General features: G+C 38.1%; 14 protein-coding genes and 1 pseudogene. 13 read left to right on the top strand and 2 right to left on the bottom strand.

Annotation, left to right across the window (positions count from 1 at the left end; all coding sequences use genetic code 11):
* Positions 1 to 58: 58 nt before the first annotated feature.
* From G589_RS21610 to G589_RS0107150, 3 genes are read left to right on the top strand one after another with little or no spacing between them, the layout of a single operon-like run.
* Entirely contained in the window at positions 59 to 958 is a 900-nt protein-coding gene (locus G589_RS21610) for a CatB-related O-acetyltransferase (protein WP_081668970.1), read from the top strand.
* Entirely contained in the window at positions 939 to 2,147 is a 1,209-nt protein-coding gene (locus G589_RS0107155; protein WP_026521619.1) for a CgeB family protein, read from the top strand. Before G589_RS21610 ends, G589_RS0107155 begins: the two co-directional genes overlap by 20 nt.
* Positions 2,148 to 2,157: 10 nt before the next feature.
* Complete coding sequence (locus tag G589_RS0107150; protein WP_026521618.1) at positions 2,158 to 5,181, top strand: glycosyltransferase; 3,024 nt, start codon at positions 2,158 to 2,160, stop codon at positions 5,179 to 5,181.
* Here G589_RS0107150 and G589_RS0107145 read toward each other — a convergent pair.
* Positions 5,160 to 7,520, bottom strand: coding sequence for a glycosyltransferase family 2 protein (locus G589_RS0107145; RefSeq protein WP_026521617.1), 2,361 nt, complete (start codon positions 7,518 to 7,520; stop codon positions 5,160 to 5,162). The genes G589_RS0107150 and G589_RS0107145 overlap by 22 nt on opposite strands.
* Positions 7,521 to 7,602: 82 nt before the next feature.
* On the opposite strand from G589_RS0107145, the gene G589_RS0107140 reads away from it, so the two are divergent.
* The 10 genes from G589_RS0107140 (at position 7,603) to G589_RS0107090 (ending at position 20,255) form a co-directional block, all read left to right on the top strand.
* On the top strand, positions 7,603 to 11,439 hold the full coding sequence (locus G589_RS0107140) for an HAD-IIIC family phosphatase (RefSeq protein WP_026521616.1): 3,837 nt from the start codon (positions 7,603 to 7,605) through the stop codon (positions 11,437 to 11,439).
* Positions 11,440 to 11,457: 18 nt separating this feature from the next.
* Complete coding sequence (locus G589_RS0107135; RefSeq protein WP_026521615.1) at positions 11,458 to 12,474, top strand: LicD family protein; 1,017 nt, start codon at positions 11,458 to 11,460, stop codon at positions 12,472 to 12,474.
* Entirely contained in the window at positions 12,471 to 12,839 is a 369-nt protein-coding gene (locus G589_RS0107130) for a hypothetical protein (protein ID WP_026521614.1), read from the top strand. The genes G589_RS0107135 and G589_RS0107130 overlap by 4 nt, the downstream gene beginning before the upstream one ends.
* Before the next feature lie 124 nt (positions 12,840 to 12,963).
* On the top strand, positions 12,964 to 13,797 hold the full coding sequence (locus G589_RS0107120; protein ID WP_196811858.1) for a LicD family protein: 834 nt from the start codon (positions 12,964 to 12,966) through the stop codon (positions 13,795 to 13,797).
* 35 nt (positions 13,798 to 13,832) lie between these two features.
* Positions 13,833 to 14,789 carry a hypothetical protein gene (locus tag G589_RS0107115; protein WP_026521612.1) on the top strand — a complete coding sequence of 319 codons (957 nt, stop codon included), beginning with the start codon at positions 13,833 to 13,835 and terminating at the stop codon, positions 14,787 to 14,789.
* A 472-nt stretch (positions 14,790 to 15,261) separates the two neighbouring features.
* Positions 15,262 to 15,951, top strand: coding sequence for a hypothetical protein (locus tag G589_RS19180; protein WP_051192235.1), 690 nt, complete (start codon positions 15,262 to 15,264; stop codon positions 15,949 to 15,951).
* 202 nt (positions 15,952 to 16,153) lie between these two features.
* Positions 16,154 to 17,467 (top strand): nucleotide sugar dehydrogenase, encoded by a 1,314-nt coding sequence (locus G589_RS19175; protein ID WP_051192234.1) that lies wholly within the window; start codon positions 16,154 to 16,156, stop codon positions 17,465 to 17,467.
* Between the two features lie 25 nt (positions 17,468 to 17,492).
* Positions 17,493 to 18,512, top strand: coding sequence for an NAD-dependent epimerase/dehydratase family protein (locus G589_RS0107100; RefSeq protein ID WP_026521611.1), 1,020 nt, complete (start codon positions 17,493 to 17,495; stop codon positions 18,510 to 18,512).
* Complete coding sequence (locus G589_RS0107095) at positions 18,512 to 18,967, top strand: hypothetical protein (RefSeq protein ID WP_026521610.1); 456 nt, start codon at positions 18,512 to 18,514, stop codon at positions 18,965 to 18,967. The genes G589_RS0107100 and G589_RS0107095 overlap by 1 nt, the downstream gene beginning before the upstream one ends.
* A complete protein-coding gene (locus tag G589_RS0107090) occupies positions 18,960 to 20,255 on the top strand; it encodes a hypothetical protein (protein WP_026521609.1) in 1,296 nt (431 codons plus the stop codon). The genes G589_RS0107095 and G589_RS0107090 overlap by 8 nt, the downstream gene beginning before the upstream one ends.
* Before the next feature lie 165 nt (positions 20,256 to 20,420).
* Here the strand turns inward: G589_RS0107090 and G589_RS22410 are convergent.
* A pseudogene (locus tag G589_RS22410) lies at positions 20,421 to 20,582 on the bottom strand (IS110 family transposase); the annotation flags it as partial.

Here is a 20,582-nt window from a genome sequence, read left to right as displayed (position 1 = left end):
ATGTAATGTTATTGTGTTATACTTTTAGTATGATTATATGACAATGTGAGGTACAACCATGAGATGTTTAGTGTTTTGTGACGCCCTTCATGACATATATTTGAATATCCTGGTAAGATATGCGCGTCCAGAATTGGAGCTCATAAAAGCGTATTATTTTGGCGATGAATTTGCAAGTGCAGCAGGAATACAACTATTTCCTTTAAGTACTATAGTCGATAAGGAGAGTTTTGATACTGCAATTATTCTTTTTTCTGAGACGGATGTCCTAAGGCAACTAATATCCAAGGTGTATGGCGTGGATTTTCAATGCACTGTAGTTGATTTAAATTCGTTTGCAAAAGAATGTCTGACAGGAGCAGGGCAGTTGGAATTGCTCCGTCTGGATATAGAGTATAAATGTCCTTCTAATTATAATTTTGTTTGCGGAGATTTTTCGTATTATGTATCGCTGGATATAAAAGATGATATAAAAGATGGAAGTGTGAAAGTAAGAGTGGGAAAATTTTGTAGTATTGGTCCCGGAGTCAGCTTTTTATTAGGGGTTGAACATAGAAGTGACTGGGGAACATCGTATCCATTTAATAGATTACTGGGAAGAGAGGCTAATGCTCAGTCAAGTGTAGCATCTAAGGGGGATATTGTCATAGGCAATGATGTATGGATTGGCGCAAATGCGACAGTTTTATCAGGAGTAAATATTGGTGATGGCTGTGTAGTTGGAAGCAACACAGTAGTGAGCAAATCAGTAGAGCCATATAGCATAATAGTAGGAAATCCCGGAAGAGTGGTAAAAGAACGTTTCTTACCAAATCATATTGATATGCTGATGGAAATGAAATGGTGGGATTGGGATTATCAAAAGATTTTTGATGCATTGGATATTATCCAAAGTAACGATGTAGAAGCATTATACTTATACTGGAAAAGGAGCAAGAATGAAGATTCTGTATCTTGACATAAGTGTTTTTTTTGCAAATCGGGATATGTTGGATGCTTTGGAAAGATATGTGGATCCAGATGGCAATCATCTCGATATCGTAAAGTTAAAATACGAATATGATGAATCAAGGGTTCGGCATGATGATGCGTTTGAAGAAAGTTTTATAAAAACAATAAGGAACACTTCTCCTGATTTTGTTTTTTCATTTAATTTTCTTCCTATTGTCTCAAAGGTCTGTGATATTGAAAGGGTAAAATATGTGTCCTGGATTTATGACAACCCTGAGATATTCCTATATTCTTTTCGTGTTATAAATCCATGTAACATTGTTCTTATGTTTGATTCCAAGCAATATGAAACCTTTAAAAATGGTGGAATAAAAACTGTTGAGTATCTTCCGTTGGCGGCATCCACGAGGCGCCTTGACGCAATGGTTCCTAACAGGCAGCAGACTGAAAGATTTATCACAGATATATCCTTTGTAGGATCTCTTTATACTGAGAGAAAGCAGTATTATGAGGAAATCGCTCCCAAACTGTCTCCATATACAAAAGGATATATAGATGGGTTGATCAGAGCTCAACTTCAGGTGGATGGTATGAATTTTATTGAGGAGTGCCTGACACCAGAAATAACAGAAGAAATTCAGAAAGTTAGCGGCATAAACACCTATCCTGACAGTGCGGAAACATTGGAATATCTTTTTGCTAATTTTATTATCAATAGACAGGCAACAATTATTGAAAGAAAGGAATTGTTGACTTTAATAGGGGAACATTTTCCTGTTAGACTCTATACATATAATCAGAATAAAGCATTTTCTCCTCCAGGGGTACAAAACATGGGGCCAGCAGACTATTTTGAAGAGATGCCATATGTTTTTAAACTCAGTAAAATAAATTTAAACATCACCCTGAGAAGTATTCAGCACGCTATTCCACTTAGAGTTTATGACATATTGGGTGCAGGAGGATTCTTGTTATCCAACTATCAGGTTGATCTGGCGCGACATTTTACTCCTGATGAGGATTTTGTTTATTACGAGGACAGAAAGGATCTTCTTAATAAAATTGATTACTATCTGAAACATGATGATGAACGAATGGCTATAGCCCAAAATGCTCATAATAAAATAAAAGAGGCACATACATTTGATGTAAGGGTGAAACAGATAATTGATATTGTTAAGGAACGAAAACTATGAGGTGCTTTTTATGGGAATTTGGACTCCGAATACGGAAGATTCCGATGAGTTTTACAAGAAATTTGAGGAACAGCAAGAACAGGATAATAAGATACATGGTGAGTTGATAAACAGAATTAATAGAAGCTTGCAAGAAGGAAAGGATGCTCACGATGAAATTGGTCGGATTATCAAAAGTCATGAATATGTAAGGCTGGCCGGACTTTTTAATGATATCAAGGAATTTCAAACATCCTATTCAGTATATATTACAGAAAAAGAGGCAGGTGTAGATAATAATATTTTCGAAATAGTCCAGACTTTAGATGACTTTTTGAATATAAAGCTTACTGCATTGTATTGTTTTCGAAGAATTGAATTATTATGTTCTGAAGAAGATGTTAGATGCTTATATGATGAGATAAGCGCTAGAGGTGTATCTGTATTTTTTATGATACAGATGCTGAACGAGGCGAAGGTACACAACAAAAGGTTTGTTGGTAAACGGTTAGAAGAGATTTACAAGCAATATGGCAAAGAACAAGATGCACAAATAATTGGAAGTTACACAAGGAAACGATATCCGGATTTACCTGATCCATTGCCAATAGAATATACTAAGGGATTTAGACATTACGATGGCAGAAAACTATGCTTCATAACTTGCGTAAACAATCACAGGATGTATGAAGAATGTTTGTTTTATGTTAATCGTCTAATTATTCCGGATGGTGTGGAGGTAGAAATAAAATCAATAGAAGGAGCTGAGAGTATGACGTCCGGATATAATGCTGGGATGCATGCAAGCAGCGCGGAGATTAAAATATACCTACATCAGGATGTGTGTATTATTAACCCATTTTTTATTTTTCATATTTTGGATCTCTTTAATGAAAATAATAATATAGCAGTAATTGGGATGGTGGGTTCCCCCAGATTACCCCAAGATGCTGTTATGTGGCATGGATTTAGAATTGGGAAACTATATGATGAGAACTCAAAGCTTGACTATAAATATGATGTAGATAATCCTGTGTCATACGAACAGGTAGAGGCTGTGGATGGACTAATGATAGTAACCAGCAAGGATATTCCATGGAGAGAAGATTTGTTTGATGGATGGGATTTTTATGACGCATCCATATGTGCTGAAGCTAGAAGACTAGGACTCGAAGTGGTTGTACCAGAGCAAACATGCCCATGGGTAATCCATGACGATGGAATGATGAATTTGTACTCTTATGGAAAATATAGAAATAGATTCATAAATGAGTATAAATGCGGAAGTATTCAGAAGAAATCGAAAGGGGAAATAGAAAGCATGAGCCAGATAAAGGAGAAGATATATGAACTCATTAATTCCGGAGAATTTGATGAAGCGCATAGGCTCATAACCGGGAATTTAAAAACAGAGATTCAAAATCTCAAGGGAGATGCGGAATATTGCGTTCTGGCAGCAACGGCATGTATGCAAAAGGAAGATTATCAGAGAGCATTTGATATTATTACGATAGGTCTTTTGGCTGATAATAAAAATTATGAACTGTATCTTACCTTGGGTGAGTACTATTCAAAGACTAATCTAAATCAAGCACTATTATGCTTTTATCAGGCACTTTTGTTCTGTGATATTGAAAAAGATCGTGCAGTAATAGAAAGTAACATAGAAAATGTTGTTTTACAGGGAGCGTCAATAAGGCAGGTTTCAGTGGTTATTGTGACAAAAAACCAGTCTGAATGTCTAAAAAAGTGTCTAAATAGTATAGTTACAACTATTCTTCCTGATTTATATGAAATAGTGGTTATAGATAATGCTTCTACTGACGGTACTACTGATTGGTTGTCTGATATAGAAGGAATTACTTACTGCAGGTTTGATGAAGATCAAGGATATACAAAAGCATGTAATAGCGGTATTAAGCTGTGCAATGCATATAATGATATATTTTTGTTAGATGCAGATACCATGTTAATAGATAATACGTTTTTTTATCTTATGTTGGGCTTATATTCTTCAGAAAGTGTAGGTGCTATTGGTGGAGTAACAAATGAGTATATAAATCATCAAAAGATGAAGATAGAAGCCGGTAATCTTGAAGATGCAATAAAAGAAGCAACTACTGTAAATTGCCCGATGCAGGATGCGTTGGAAAAAATGCTTTATGTATCGGATCATGCGATACTCATTAGTAGGAGTGCCATTGATAAAGTTGGCATTTTTGATGATAGATTTTCACCTAACCAATATGAGGACAAAGATTTTTGCGTCAGAGTAAATATGGCGGGAATGTCTGTGCTTCTGTGCATGAATAGTTATATTTTTAAGTTTATGGACAGGGGGATGATTTATGGGGATAAAAAAGAAGTTACAGATAAAAATAGGGAAGTGTTTAGGTCTAAATGGGGATGCAATATAGATTACTCGACAAGAGCGAGAAATGAGCTAATTGAATTTATTAAAGCTGATCATAACAAACCTATAGAAGTTCTGGAACTGGGGTGCTCTATGGGGAGTACACTTAGCAGAATAAAAAGAATATGGCCAAATGCTGGTGTACATGGTGTAGAGTATGTAGACACGGTGGCACATATTGCAGCCAGTATGAATGACATAATTCAGGGCGATGTAGAAACTATGGAGATTCCGTACGCACCTGAGCAATTTGACTATATTATTTGCGCTGATGTACTTGAACATTTGAGAGATCCGGCGGGCACAATAAAGAGATTCTTGCCATATTTGAAGGAGAATGGCCATTTTATAATCAGTCTTCCTAATGTAAGGCATTTTTCAGTGTGCCTAGGACTTACATTATTGGGTGAATTTAATTATGCAGATGAAGGAATTCTAGATAGAACACATTTGAGATTCTTTACACTTCGAACTGCGAAAGAGATGATAGAGAGTACAGGGCTCAGAGTCCAAGAAGTGCATAGAAACTATAATGGGCATCCGGAGGATAATGAATTGATTACTCAATTAAAAAATGCTATGCGTGTTGATGATCCGGATGAACTTAAAGTCTATCAATATTATTTCGTCGCGAGCAAATGATCAACTTTTTCGTTAATATAAACAACGATTTTTTCTACGATGTCTGAGTAGATGCGTGTAACAAACTGATTTACAGAACCATTAAAGTCACTAAGACTATTTATATAGTCTGCGACATTAATGGTTCTTATATTTGGATGCTCTGATGCAAAATCTCGAATTAAAGGATTGATCTCGTAGTGGAGTTCAGCGAGCTCCCCGTCCGGCAGATTGTCCAAAGATGATTCGGATTCATATCCAAGGAGAAGTATTATTGTGGGATTACCTGGGGTATGTGAAACGAGATTTTCGAAAGTCTTAAACATTTGAGATAGCATTTCTTCACTGTCATGTTCCCATGCTGAATAGTCTTCCTGCATCAGGCTAAAGATAATGATGTGGAAGGGAGTACTATTTAGTTTTGTTGGAAATGGTGAAATATTGAAACGGAAAGGATTATCATATTCAGTTGTGACGCTTCCACCAATAAGATAATCTGCTATGGGATGTAAATTCTCGTTACCTTTAAGCAGTATTCTGATTGAATTTGGTTTTTTATCATTCACACTACTAATGTCGGAATCTGAAATTTCTACATGTCGATTAAGATCTGCCTCATTCATAAACCATGAAGTGACATGGCAAATTCCTTTGTTTTCCCTTTGGTTAAAACAAGAAAATCCTACTACACCATAATTGGCATATTTATCCTTGGCTGTTATGTACACACAATCATTCCACTCGTTTGCCAGGAGTTTTACTAATTGTGTCTTATCGTAGCATTTTTCAATTTGCCCGAGCTTATATGCATTATTAAGAATCCTGAGTATTTCAGGAATCTGTTCATGGCATTTATGACTTGCAGAAACAGTTAGCTCACTATCATTGAGGAAATCTTCATGACATTCATATTGTTTTTCGCTCTGATATTTCATTTCAAGTATTTCAAGCTCAGATGCGTTTCTATGAGCGACATCTGATTGAGGAAGCCTTCCAAAATGTGCCATTAAGTAAGGAACAATGGTAGCTTCCTCACAATTTAGTTCTGGAAACATTAAAAGCGAACTGGCTCTAAGCATAGAGTCGTTGCTAATAAGGAGAATGTTTTTCTGTGGTAATCCATAGCTGGCGATTCGCTTTCTAAGATTGTCAGTAGAATAGACACTACTCATTATTCCCCAATTTGCAAGATTGTCTGCTATTACTTGACTATATACATTTTTGTCCCATATTATCAGGGCAATCTTGTCAAATGAAAAATCATCATAATTATGAATACGAGAAATCTCTACAGCATTAGAAGAACAAAGGCTCACTAGGATTTCTTTATCAAAGTCATTCAGATTATTTAAGTAGTTACTGTCTACTATGAGCAGATTAAAGAAACCGCGACTTGTTGACATCGCAACTTCCTGTATCGATGTAAAGACTTTTTCTGTGTTTTTTACTATAGAATATAGTATGGAATCTGATTCTACCCCATAAAGACATGCATTAGGGAAAAGACTTCTAATAGCCTTTAGCTCTGCGCCTAAGCCACATCCAATATGAAGTACATTAAAAGTAGCACTCCGAGCAAATGGAATCTGGGAAATTACTGCTCCGCATGGATATACATAATCCAAAATATCAAATCCATATTTTTGAATAAAGAGCTTGTGGTGTTCATAGGATAGCTTATTAGTACCTGTTTTTACAAAGCTAGCACTTCCTACATGGTAGATAAAGCTATTCCTGCAAAGAACGAGTCTGTAACCACGTTTCAGAATCTCTACAGATATGGCATCATCTTCGTAATATCCGGGAGCAAAGTCCTCGTCAAATCCACCGATATCATCCCATAGAGTTCTTCGAATCAGAAGAGCAAAACCATTTAATCTGGTTTTTTCTACATAAGCATCACTATCAGGTGCATTTAAACTGTTTCCAAATTTGATATAGTCTTCTGTTGAAGAAAACTCAACAGGATATGATTGTCTGTTTCCAGCATAGTTTGACATGGCACCTACAGCGCCTACATCATCATTATCAGTAAGATATTCTGCCATAATCGGTATGGCTTTGGCGGTAATTACTGTATCGTTGTTTAACAGGAATATATCATAGCTTTCAAACTCGGTGCCGATTGTGGCAGAAACAGCCTGATTGCATGCTGGACCAAAGCCTATATTTTGGGTGTTTTTGATAAATATAATATCCTTTTGCAGTTCTAGCCAATCAGATATACCGTCGGTGGAAGCATTGTCCACAACAGCTACTTTGTAGCTTCCTTGAGTAAGGTTTTTTCTTATACTCTCAAGGCATGCCTGCATGTGTCTTTTCGCATTATAAGAAACAATAACTATCAGTATTTTTCTCATATTTAACACCTAGTTTATTTAAATGACGTACATAACTGTTGTATAATATAGTATACCATTTTTAATGTTTGAAAGGAAAGCTATGAGCGCAGATAAGCATTTTGATGTATTGATTGTTGTTACACCTGCGGATTGTAAAAGGGTCCTGCCCTTATATCCGAGACTTGTAGATAATTTTGAATATGGAAAAATCTGTTTTATTGGCTCTCCTGAGGTGGGAGAGATAGCAAAATCAAGTGCTATATCAGATCATGCTGACTGGGTGGATGAAAACGATATTGTTTCATTCAGTGATGTTCATGCATGTATATCTAAAAAGCTTGAGCCTTTATTAAATGGTAAGCCTCTGGCGAGAGGTGTTACTGGATGGTATTATCAGCAGTTCCTTAAGATGCAGTATGCATATATCTGTAAAGATGAATTTTACATGGTATGGGATGGTGACACTGTGCCATGTAGAAAAATCAGTATGTTTAGTCCTGAGACAGGTCAACCTTATCTTGATCTTAAGCATGAATATCATCCTGAATATTTCGAAACTATGGGAAAAATTCTTCCTGGATTCAGAAAGGTTATTGAACGATCATTTATCTCGGAACATATGCTTATAAAGTGCGAGATTATGAAGGCACTAATCGCAGATATTGAAAAAAATGAAATGATTCCGGGAACACGATTCTGGGAGAAAATCATCAATTGCATAGAGCCGGAGAAAATATATGACTCGTCATTTAGTGAGTTTGAGACATATGGAACGTATGTAGCGTTGAGATATCCATCAGTATATAAGCTTAGAGAGTGGCATTCCTTCAGACTTGGGGCATCGTTCTTTGACATGAATACAATCTGTGACAGAGATTTTGCTTGGCTTGGAGTGGATTTTGATGCAATTTCATTCGAAAAGGGACAGAGTATTATACCTGGAAATGAAGGATACTTTGATAATCCAGATGTGCAAAAGAAAATTTCTGCAAAGAAACTTCTTCAAGCAGCACAAATGGAATACAAAGATGGATACAAAGAGGTCTGGGATGATGATATTACTTTACAGAATGGTGCAAATGTAAGAGTGGGAGGATATAATACCAGTCAAAGTAATGACAATAAGATAGCCATTGTGATTGTTTCTTATAATGCTGATAATCTGATGCGGAAGAATATTGAGAGCATTAGGGATGTTTTGACACCTGACACATACAAAATTATTGTTGTTGATAATGCATCTACAGATGGTGTGGACAGATATTTGAGTCAGCAGGAAGACATTATTTTCATACGCAATGAAGAAAACGTAGGATTTGGTCCTGCATGTAATCAGGCGGTTGCAGCTACTATCGGTACTGAATATGAGAATTGCGACGTGTTTCTGCTTAACAATGATACCAGGCTAGTGTTTGATGCACTGTATTTTCTTAAACAGGCGTTGTATTCATCTGATGATATTGGTGCTGTTGGCTCAGTTTCAAATTATGCAGGAAACAAGCAACAATTAGATGTATCTTTTGATACTGTTGAGGAATATATTGCATATGGTGAGAAAATCAATGTACCAATGGCAATGCCGTGTTTAGAGAGGGTAAGGCTCTCGGGCTTTGCTATGCTTATAAGACGAAGTGTTTGGAATGAGATAGGGGGATTTGATGAAGACTTTGCTCCGGGCTACTTTGAAGATGATGCATTATCAATAGAGATATTAAGGCGCGGATATAGACTTCAATTGGTGCGTAATAGTTTTATATATCATGCGGGAAGTCAGAGTTTCATTAAGACAGAATATAAGAAGCTCTTAGAAGATCATCATGAGCTTTTTAAACAAAAATATGGCTTTGATATTTTGAAGTACGCCTATGCCAGTGGAACAGTTATTTCTCAGATTCCATATGGCCAAAATGATCGATTCAGGTTGTTACATTATGGTTGTGGACTTGGTGCAGAACTAAAGGCGATAAGAAGCCTTTTTCCTAATAGTGAACTATACGGGGTTGAAACTGACGGGAAGTTGCACAGTATTGTTAAAAAAACTGAAAGTGTATGGGGGTCATTAGATGAACTGATGGACTTCATTGATAGGCCATTTTTTGATGCCATTGTAATAGATTCAAAAGTGTTAGAATCATTGAGCCAGGAAGAAACTGACATTCTATCTGGGGTTCTTCTACCTGATGCAAGCGTGATAACAAAGAAAGAGGAATACGAGGAGTTTCCATACGAGAATATTAAATTGATCATTTGGGATATGGATGAAACATTTTGGCAGGGAATTCTCAGCGAGGGCGAGGTTGTTTTGCCAATGTCTAATGCGGATCTGGTAAAAAATATTACTGACCATGGTGTTGTTAATAGCATATCTTCTAAGAATGATCAGGAAGCGGTTATTGATGAGCTTTCACGAGCTGGCGTGGCAGATATGTTTGTCTTCAACAACATCAATTGGGAGGAAAAGGGGCCTCAGATTGCTGCGAAGCTCAAGGCTATGGGACTTAGACCTGCCAATACACTTTTTATTGATGATAATCCTAGAAATTTAGAGGAAGCAAGATATCATGCTGAAGGACTCATGATTGCAACTCCGGATATCATTCCGTATCTTGAAACTTACTATGTTAAGACAAAGGCAACAGACTTAGAACATTCCAGACTAGAACAGTACAAAATTCTTGAAAAGAAAACAAAGGAGGAAGTCTTAAGCTCTTCTAAGGAAGAATTTCTTAAGGAGAGTGATATTAGAGTCTCTATTAATAGAGATTGTCTTCAAAACATCGATCGTATTCATGAGCTTGTTATGCGAAGTAATCAGCTGAATTTCACTAAGAATCGAGATGACAAGGGCTTGCTAACACGACTTATCACCAATGATTGGAATGATTGCGCATATATAAGGGCCAAGGATAAGTTTGGAGATTACGGAATAATAGGATTCTATTGTTATAACACAAGAGAAAAGCGAATGGAACACCTGGTTTTTTCATGTAGAGTATTAGGAATGGGTATTGAACAATATATCTACAACAAGCTTGGATGCCCTGCTTTTAACGTAAAAGAACCGGTGTCTGTGACACTCTCACCTGAAAAAAGTATTGATTGGATATCTGAGGATGATGGAAAGCAAGCATTCGAAGATAAATCTATGGAACGCAGAGTAAGAGTTCTGCTAAAGGGCCCATGTGATTTAAGTAGTGTTGAGCCATATCTGACGGGAGGAAATGTTACAACAGAATTCCATTATGTGGATGATAGTGGAGTTATAGTGGCTGGACAAAATCACACTATGCATATCTGGGAATGGGGACATATGGGGAAAGACGGTATAAAAGAATTGGTAAAAGATCTTCCATTCTTGCCGGCAAGCAACTTTGAGACAAAGCTCTTTGATGAAAAGTATCATGTTATATGCATAAGCCTTTTATCTGATTTGGCATCGGGATTATATAGGAATAAAAAAACCGGAGAGTATATTGCATTTTCAAATCGGAATTCTGACATGACTGATCCGGCAAATTTTGATGGTTTTATAAGCGGTAGAATTCCAGGACATGGTTTTTCGTTTACAAGAGAGATTCTAGAGAAGTTTTCGGAGGAATGGGAGTTTGTAGGACATACTCCGCTAGATATGCTTATGAGGAACCTTGACTATATTTATGATAATGTACCTGGGCATCCAATCATTATCCTCATTTTAGGAAGTGAGAAAGATTATGAGGGTGAAAATCCTGAGTTTGATGGACTTGGAGATATTTATAGAGATTATAATCCGGTTCTCACTGCATTTGCTGAAGATCACGACAGAATGAGGGTAATTAATGTGACAGATTTTATTAATTCTCAGGAAGACTTTGGGGACTGTATCAATCATTTTAGTAGAAATGTCTATTACAAGATTGCAGGTGAAATTTGCAGATATATAAATGAATCGTTGTGAGAATAAATGGGTGATTAGATGACAATGCTTCACTTTCCGGAGAATTATTTCAAAAATGAAGTTCGTTGCAACTTCCATATCACTGCCATGATGAAGAGGCTCTGGGCTGCCCAAATGGAGATCCTTGCCTGGGTGGACGAAGTCTGTAATAAGTATGGCATCAGATATATCATCTGCTATGGATCACTGATAGGCGCTGTGCGCCACAAGGGCTTTATTCCCTGGGATGATGATATTGATATCGCCATGCTTCGAAGCGACTACCGGAAATTTATGGAGGTGGTGGCTAGAGAGCTGCCCCCCTACCTTCATACCAGGTCGCTCTTGCCCGGAGCATACCCGCCCAAGGAAATGACATTTAACATCAACAATGGAAGGATGCTGGATACTTCACCGGAGTTTCTAGAGAGATTTCATGGCTGTCCTTATTCTACCGGTGTTGACGTATTTATTTTCGACAGAGTTCCGGAAAATCAGCAGGAGCTTGCATTTCAGGACAGACTCATAAGAATGTTGGACAGAATGCTGATGCTCCAGTGGAAGGTTGATGACGGTTCTATAAATGGAGAGGAAACTCGAGAATACAGTAGCATCAGAAGAACTATAGAATCAGAGCTTGACTATACATTTACAGGTGCTGAACCTATGACAACGCAGATACTAAGGCTACTTGATCTTGCCTGCAGCATATGTGAAGACTGTGGATCCAAGCATGTGGAGAATCGTGAGCAGGTCATTTATTATGGCGAGAAAGATTTCAGAGAAGATAATTTTACAGATAGAATTTTTGTTCCCTTCGAAGGGATGATGTACGTACCTATACCCAAGGACTATGATGGCATATTGAGAAGAGTTCACGGAGATTATGAGACCTTAAGGCCTTTCCTGTCTCAACATAAATATCCCATTTATAAATATCAGAGGACGGAGCTATACCGGGCTTATAAGAAACACGGTTGGGATATCCCGGAGGAGTTTCTTGAGTATGATGAGAACGGGAATCTTGTGGAAGATCCGGAGGAAGTAACAGTATGAAAAAGATCTTTTACTACACGGATGTGCTTCCTTTTCTGACAAGAGAACAGGAAGCAATTGAAAAACTAAAGAAAAACCTGGATATATTTCAGGAGAATAGCGAAAATATCAGAGTAATCTGGCATCCTATGACAGGCACGGTTGAATGCCTGGAGTTCAATAAATCTGTCATTTTAGAGGACTATAAGAAGGTTGTGAAAGAGTTTGTTGAAAGTGGATGGGGAGATTATGATACCACTGAGTCCTATACAGATGTTAAGGAGTTGATGATGACATGTAGTGGCTACTATGGCGATATTTCAAATTTTTCCTATGATGCACAATTCGCCAAGATTCCTGTGATGATACAAAATGTGGGGATATGAAAAAAATGGAGCGAGTTAAACTTGAAAATATAGCCTTTCCGCCGGAATTCTTTGAGGATGAGGTTCGGGAAGGTTTTTTCATATCATCTATGATGAAAAGATTCTGGGCGGGCCAGATTAAATTTTGTCCGAGATATCCAGAGTCTGTAGTAAACATGGCATAAAATGGTTTGCTGATTGCGGAACGCTCCTTGGGGCTGTAAGACATGAGGGGTATATCCCATGGGATGATGATCTGGATATCTACATGCTAAGGAGTGATTGGGAGAAGTTCTTCGAAGTAGCAGGAAACGAACTCCCGGAGGGATATGAAATCCTTTCTATGAGGAATCATGAGGATTATAAGGAGATTGTAGGAAGAATTGTCAGTAGACGTTCCATTGATTATTCGCTTGGACAGCTGGAGGAATACTATGGGTGTCCCTATGCTGTGGGAGTGGATATTTTTCCACTGGATAACCTGTATGAGGATGAGACCAGGGAAAAGGTACGATTAGAACAGACAAAAGAACTTGTGGAAGAATATGAACGACTCAAGGCTAATGGAAGTGATGATCGAGAACTCAGACTTCGCATAGAGAGGCTTTATTCCGAATGCAGCGACAAAGAAGCGTCAAAGGTTGCGCTGATGCCGTTTTATATTAGTAACGGTGACCATATATATTCAAAAGAGCTCTTCGACTGCATATGTGAGCTTTCTTTTGAGAATACTTATATCAATGCGCCGGGTAGATATGAAGAAGTTTTGGAAATAGAGTATGGCGATTTCATGCAAGTAGTTAAGAGCGGAGGAGCGCATGATTATCCGGTGTATTCGAAGCAGGAAGAAATACTTAGGGAAAAACTTGGAAGGAACCCCTATAGATATACATTGGACAGTAAGCAGCTCTTGAAGGCTGTTGGCAGATATGTTTCAAAGTTGACTGCGCCTGTGGAGAAAAAAGCCATGGGAAAATAGTCTTCCTTGCTTGCAGAGCGAAGTGGTGGAAAACCATGGAGGGCCTTTGGAGAAAAGAGTCTTCTGATCCCGAAAATGAGATACATGTCGTTGCTGTGCCATATTACTATAGGAATTATGATGCCAACCTTGGCGATGAACTCTGTGGCTTAGATATGTTCCCTGATTATGTGAACGCGGAAAGCGCTGATGGATTTGATATTGCCGTGCAGAGGCCGGACGTGGTAGTGATTCAGGTGCCATTTGATGGATGGAACACTGTGATGACGGTGCACGAGCGTTTTTACTCGGAGAATCTGCTGAATTATACCGATGAGCTTATATATGTTCCATGCTTTGATCTCGATGACCCTGAAGAAAGAGGGGACAAGGCAAGTATCGCTAATGCTGGGCTTGTTGAGCAGCCTGCGGTAGTGAATGCGGACAGAGTGGTTTTGAATTCACACAAAATGCGTGAGCTGTATTTGGAGAAGCTGGTGGAGCTGGCGGGGGAACCAACAAGGGATTATTGGTGTCAAAAACTGGTTACAGAGGAAGAGCTTGGTGTTGTAGTGATCGGGACAGGGCAGCAGGCGGAGATGACTGATGTGGATGATGAATGGCAGCAGCTTGTGGGAGAATGCCAAAGCAGGAAAGTCATCATTTACTATGTGACCATCAGTTTTATCTTAAAGGGCGGAGCCAAGGCCATTGAAAAGATAAAAAGATCCCTGGATATCTTTGACGAAAACTCAGATGGGATCAAGGCAGTTTTCTTATTACAGGACTCTGTGAGCCGGGACCTTGAGAAAATTGATGCTTCTTTGTGGGAAGAACTGCAAGACATCATTGATAATATCGGTGATAAGTGGGAGAACTGTGTCTTCGACAAAAATGGCATTTCGCCGGATTATATGGACAAATGGGATGGCTTATACGGAGATGTTGGAGCTGTTTCATTAAGATGCGTTGAGAATAAGATATCGGTAATGATACAAAATATCGATGAATGAGGCCTTTTTGTTCCAACCTGGATTATAGATGTGACCATGAAGCGAGCGACATGAAGCAATAGTAGTGTGGCGTCGGGTTTTGTGCATTGATTAACGATAATGCGCACAGTTCTTATGATTTACGATAGATATTCTTAAGATTTGATGAATGTGCTTGTAATTGCAGAAATTACTGGTACTATATTCTTCGTACCCATTCCGGGACAGCTGCCACAGTCGTGGCAATAATGGCATAATCGCCAAAGACATCCACATTTAGACATACTTGCTAGCAATATGGAAAAAGAAATATAATTAGGAGGAATAAAAATTTAATGCAAAAAAGTGAAGAAACCAGCCAGATTGATTGGAATTCCGGTTTCGCTGGAGGTCTTAATCTCAGTATGAGGGATTATCAGAAGGATATTGAGATTAGGCGAGAGGTCCAGCTTACGAAGAAGCCCATAAGAATGGACTGTCTGATTCTAAAAAAGTGGTCATTGATAATGATCTGGGGAGAGGATTCAGAGGCCATAACATCATTGAATATAAGAATCCTGATGATGAGCTGAGTATTGATGTTGTCTGGAAAACAATAGGATATGCGGGTGTTTATAAGGCATCAGGTAAAAGCGTTGATGAGATTCCTGCAGAACAGCTGACAATTACAATAGTAAGGACCAGGAAACCTGTTAAACTGTTTGGTTATGTGGAAAGAAACTACGGAACAGTTATTCCTGAACAGAATGGAGTCTACAGAATAGAAGGTATTATCTGCATTCCGCTTAGAATAGTAGTATTAGACGAGGTAAGCGATCCAAAGCTTCTTGCTCTTAAGATCATGAAGAAAAATGCTAATGAAGAAGACATACGAGAGTTTATCAGAGAAACGGCGAAGTACAGCGCGCCTGGAGATAAACAAGATGCAGATGCCGTAATCCAGGTATGTGCTAAAGCTAATACAGATATTTTTGAGAAGATGAAGGGAGATGAGATTATGTGCGAAGCTCTAAGAGAGTTAATGGCTGATGAATTAAAGGCTGCTGAGGATAGGGGAGAGAGTAAAACCTTATACTCTCTGGTTCATGATGGATTATTAGATATAAACATAGCTGCAGAACGCGCAAATATGACGCTGGAAAAGTTTAAAGAAGGTCTTGAAGCGGCATATCCAAGTGCATAATGGAGATAAATACATATTTAGAGCCGATATATCTTACAGGGTATATCGGCTTTTTGTTTGCCCGGAAAGAGCGAAAATCGCAGAAGATATCGCAATATCGAATATATTCGATTGTTTGAGTGCTAAAAGTGCGATAAAATAGTATATATACAGAATTTTCAGACAAGAGCACTTTTAGGTGCATTAAATCAGGAGGTATAGAGTGAATATTGGTATCATTGGTCTTGGATATGTCGGCCTAACTTTGGCTATGGCCGCTGCTAATAGTGGACACATTGTCTATGGGACAGAAATAAATGAGCATATAAAAAAATGCATCACAAAGAAAAAAGCACATTTTTATGAACCGGGGATAGATAATCTCATCAGAAGGCATTTAGATAGATCGTTTTTTGTTGTGGATGAGTTTTCTCCTGATATTCCAATTGAAGCATTTATTATAACTGTGGGGACGCCGCTTAGTGGAGAAGAAGTAGATGGCGTGAAGCAACCTAATTTTGATTATATCAGGTCTGCGATTAAATCCATTAAAGTTTATGATGGGACGCAAATGATTATTTTAAGAAGCACCGTGTCCGTAGGAACTACGAGAAACGTGGTAATTCCCTATCTGTGTGAATTGAGTGGAAAAAAAGAGTCAGAGATACTGGTTGGTATGTGTCCGGAGAGAACACTGGAAGGAAAGGCTGTGCATGAACTCACACATTTGCCACAGATAATAAGTGGGAATAATCCGGAAAGCATCGATATTGCGCAGAGACTATTTAGAAATATTACACCATATGTCATCACTGCTGATTCGATAGAAGAGGCTGAATTGGCAAAGTTATACTGCAATACATATAGAGATATGACGTTTGCATTAGGAAATGCTTTTTGCATGGCGGCACAGGAGTTTGGCGTGGACGGGATAAGTGTTATAAAACATGCCAATCAAGGATATGATCGTAGCAATATCGCGTATCCCGGATATGTAGCGGGACCATGCCTTGAGAAAGATGCATATATCCTAATAAACAATATGCCTGAATGCGATAGTAAAAAATTCATTTTATCTGCTAGAAAATTCAATGAATCCTTGATAGATATCACGGTAAATTGGGTTAGGGAAAGGATAGGTGAGCCCGAAAAAGGCAAACGAATAACTCTTTCAGGAATGGCATTCAAAGGCAATCCTGAGACATCTGATCTTAGAGGATCAAGTTCTGTGTATATCGCGAATGCGCTGATTAAGGCCGGGTATGAGTTGAACATACATGATTATGTGGCGATTAAGGATGAAATGGAAGCATTGCATGTTGGAGCTGTCTATGATGATCTTTATGAGGCATGCAAAGATTCTCAATTGTTGCTGGTTTTAAACAACAATAGCAGATACGGGAAGCTACTTTATAATGAGGTGTTTTCTAAGACCAAGAGAGGATTTGCTGTTCTTGATACTTGGAAGGCATGCACTGAATTGTACTATGCAGATGATATTGATATTCGAACGCTCGGCAATATGAATATAGATTAGTTATGATTACAGGAGGGTAAGCTATATGAAAATTTTAGTTACAGGTTCTGCTGGTTTCATTGCTGGCTATCTGGTAGAAGAATTATTAAAAGCCGGTCATACGGTTATAGGTATAGATAATTACTCAAAATATGGCCCTGTAGAGAAAAGCTATGATAAGAATCCAAATTATCACTTCACAGAAGGTGATGTAAAGGATACAGAGCTTATGAAAGAACTAATAGAGGATTGCGATCAGGTAATCGCAATTGCAGCCATGATAGGTGGTATTACATACTTCCATACGTATGCTTATGACCTTTTGGCTGAAAATGAGCGTATTATGGCGTCAACGTTTGATGCTGCAATTTGGGCACACGAGCACAATCATTTACAGAAGATTGATGTGCTGTCGTCGTCGATGGTATATGAATCAACAACACAGTATCCGACTAGAGAAGGAGAACAGCTTAAGTGTGCACCGCCGCTTTCTACATATGGATTTCAAAAACTGGCTGTCGAATATTTCGCTAAGGGCGCATGGGAACAATATAAGTTGCCATATACAATTATTAGACCGTTTAACTGCGTTGGTACTGGCGAACAACGTGCGAAAAATGAAAAGGAAATCATGTCAGGCAATGTCAAACTGGCTATGAGCCACGTTGTTCCTGATATTATCCAAAAGGTGTATAAAGGGCAGGATCCCCTGCATATACTTGGTGATGGCAACCAAATAAGGCACTATACATATGGTGGAGATCTAGCTAGAGGCATTCGCCTTTGTGTCGAATCTGAAAAGGCAACTAATGAAGATTTCAATTTATCAACGCCGGTATCAACAACAGTATTGGAATTGTCAAAGATGATATGGGAAAAGATAAACGGTGAAAAAGAGTTCAGATATGTCTCAGATAAACCATTTGAATATGATGTACAAAAAAGAGTGCCCTCAGTAGAAAAAGCAAAAGAGGTGCTTGGTTTTGAGGCAAATACTTCTTTGTCAGACACTCTTGATATAGTAATCCCATGGGTTAAAAAACAGATGGATTTGGGGAATATATAATGCTAAATAGAAGCGAAATCTTATGTGATAATCTGACGGATTCCTTTCTAGAAGCTGATAGGGGAAGAAAAGTATGGATAAAGATGAAAGAGGAATATGCTATAACGTCGATTGATTCTTTACTTATTTTTCCTGAGGATGATCCTGAATTATGCATTAGTGCAATTAACTTGTTGGACAAATACATTGCGAAAAAGAAGTATTCAAGAGCTTTTGTCATCTGTGAAAATGGCTTGTATCAACAAGAATTACAACGGTATGTAAAAAAAACGGAGTATTGCTTTGTGCCACTTTCGCAAGAAGACTTCAGCTGCTTGCTACGGTACTATAGGTTGGTTCAGTTTTTTGCAAATATAGTTGTGGTGTCCTGCAATAAGCCATATGGCAGCAGGGGGCTTATAGAAAGTGGAAAAGTTACTGTTGAGGATTACATAGAGAATACACTATATGTCTGATGATTTTATAACAAAGGGAATAGGAAATAGAGCGAAAGAGGGATTTTTTACATCTAAAAAAATAGCTGTATTTGGAATAAATGGTTTCTCTGATGCGATAATAAGTGCTCTTTCTCAGCACAATTATGAAGTCGATGCATTTTTAGTTAATAATCCGGATTCTGCTCGATTTGGACATGGATGGATTCGGGCATATACACCTCAAGAATATTTATGGCCATTTAGCCGTGATGTTGTAATTGTGATTTGTTCAAGATATCACATGGAGATGATTGAACAGCTTCACTCTTTGAGATATGAAGACAGTCAGGTGCTGGATCTGACACCGGAAGGCCAGGATATATGCAGAGACTCACAAGATAGTATGAATAATGCCATGCGTGCGGTACAAAAGGGATTTGTGATGTATTCCCTACTTCTGAACGGTAGAGCAAGTGATACGACAGTTTTTGTTTGTCCAAACAAGGGGACGGGAGATGTCTATTTAGCGTGCGGTCTTCTTGGCGAGTATTTTAAAGATAATGGTGTCAAAAGATATATCATCACAGTTGTTAATAATGCTTGCAGAAAAGTTGTTGAGCTTTTTGGATATGGAAATATTAAAGTTATTTCTCAAGAAGAAAATGACACGCTTCTCTTTGCGTGGGAGTTTTTGGGAAGCGAAATGATGGATGTAAAACCAATGCTTTTTTATGGCTGGAGGACATATAAGCATTATTTGATAAGAGAAAAGTCAAAACTAACAGTAGACGATATTTTTCAATACGATGTCTTTGAGTTTGGATCAAGGAGAGAGTACGCGCATCCACTCAGTAAGAATGAGGAATATATAAAGAGAGAATTTGCATCTAAGGGATTAATTCCCGGGAAAACTATTATTCTATCCCCTTATGCGGGATTCTTTAAGTCTTGCATTGAAACGTCGGTGTGGGAACAATTGACTGAACGATTTATTGAGAGTGGATATACTGTAGCAACAAATTCTTCTGGTGACAATGAACCGGTTATAAGAGGAAGCGTGCCAGTATTTTTTCCGTATACATGCGCGGAACGTTTTCTTGAGTACGCAGGAGGCTTTATAGCGCTACGAAGCGGGCTGTGCGATATTGTCAGCAGGGCTAAGTGCAGAATAGTAATCGTGTATGAAAAGAAGAACAATATGGCCCCCATGCATACTTTTAGTATAAAACGTATGGGATTAAATACAGATGTGGAGGAACTCGAACACTTTGAAAATGACGAAGAGTTACTCGAAGATATATGGAAATTATGGGACAAGATGAAATAAATCCACGAGACTAACTATTAAAGAAAGTCAATAAAAATGTTTTAAAACAGAAATGTTTTAAATATAGCGACGATGACTTATTCATCGTATTCAGCACCTTGAAAACTGCATGACAAATAGAGCATCGTTTTAGATGCTCTTGAAAGAAGATTTGTATGGAATTAGTTAAGCTGCTTTGTTGTATGACTGATGAGATTTCTCAAGCTGATATATCAGTCTCACGAGCTTCTTCGTTGCATGGGATACAGCAACATAGTAGTGCTTTCCTTCGGCTCGCTTTTTTGCAAGGTAAGCATTGAATGTCGAATCCCAATGGCAGACGTAAAT

It is taken from the genome of Butyrivibrio sp. VCB2001 (genome assembly GCF_000423965.1).
In the GTDB taxonomy this organism is placed as follows: Bacteria; Bacillota; Clostridia; order Lachnospirales; family Lachnospiraceae; genus Butyrivibrio.
The sequence above is the reverse complement of the archived record's forward strand: the minus strand, read 5'-3'. Positions and strand labels throughout refer to the sequence as shown.